This window comes from Gluconobacter sp. Gdi (assembly GCF_014132155.1).
Classification (GTDB): domain Bacteria; phylum Pseudomonadota; class Alphaproteobacteria; order Acetobacterales; family Acetobacteraceae; genus Gluconobacter.
Genome location: NZ_BLJQ01000045.1, coordinates 1 through 1,223, shown reverse-complemented (window position 1 = coordinate 1,223; position 1,223 = coordinate 1). Strand labels below are relative to the sequence as shown.

The window sequence follows — 1,223 nt, the reverse complement described above, 5'->3', positions numbered from 1 at the left end:
GTACCAAACAGATTGGTTTTCAGACCAGACGACAGCCAGGACGAGGATCCGGACGACAGGAGACTGGAGCCCCCGGATGAGAACGCCGACGCAGACGTGCCTGCACCCTCAAAGGGATTGGCACCCAGATCCTCGGTCCCGAAACCGGTATCCGCGCTGGAAAAGGAATCAATGGATGTGCCCGCACCCTCGAAGGGGTTGCCGCTCATGTCATCAGGTCCAAATTCAGACCCCGAGCCGGATCCACTTGCCCCTGAGAAATAGCGCGAGATGCTGGACAGGGTCTGGCGGGAGCCACCGTCAATGGCGTTGAGCAGCGGATTGATCAGCGCCAGTTTGGCGATCATCGACACCACCTGGCTTTCAACGCCCTGAAGCGCTGATTTCAACGTCACCCCACCATTGGCCGCGTTGACGAAAGCCTGCGTAAAATCTCCTGACAGCGTGTCCGCCATCGAAGAGATGTCACCCGTGACTTCGTTCAGGACGGCCTGCTGGTCCTGGTAAGCATTTGTGGCTTGCTGAATGACTGCCACATTCTGGAGATACGCCTGATTGACCTCACTATCAGCATCACCGCCCTTCTTGAGGATCTCATTCCTTGCCTTCAGCACCGCAATCTGGACCGAAACTGCTTCACTGTTTTGGCCCACAAGAGCTGTCTGCTGACGGATAGCATCCAGATCAAGGCTCTGGCCGTAAAGCTGTCCGGCTGAAGCCAGATCCACTTGAGCAGCCGTTGCGGAGTTCAGAACGCCCGTCCAGATCAAAGTCTGACGAGCCTGTTCCTGCATCCCCCCGGTTGAAGTTGCCCGAGCTTTCTCAGCAGCCTCTTCCGCGTTGAGATACTGGGTCAGGGGCCCCTTACTGGCGTCATATCCCGCCACAAGGTCCATCTGGGCCGCCGTCTGACGGTTTACGGCAGCAACAGAGCTGTTGAACTGGTCCGTGAGAATGGCCTGCGCCTTGCTCTCAGCGACCTTGAGCTGGGTTGACGTTGCATGGGCCTGCCCCAACTGTCGCGCAGCCTGCTCCGCCGCCTGATCAGCCTGGACCATAGCCAGTTCAGCAGCCGAATACGTATGGGCTGACTGTTCGGCTCTGTCCTGCTGGTCCAGCAACTGCTGCATCGGATCCCGCAGGTTGAGAAGTGCCGCACGTTGCGTTGCCAGCCTTTGCGTCAGGCCCTGAAGCTGCGCATCGTAATCAGCCCCCGTGGCTGT

At 58.6% G+C, this 1,223-nt stretch carries 1 pseudogene; it reads right to left on the bottom strand.

Going from position 1 to position 1,223, the window contains the following annotated elements:
* Nucleotides 1-1,223: pseudogene (locus tag JN414_RS16365) on the bottom strand (hypothetical protein); the annotation flags it as partial.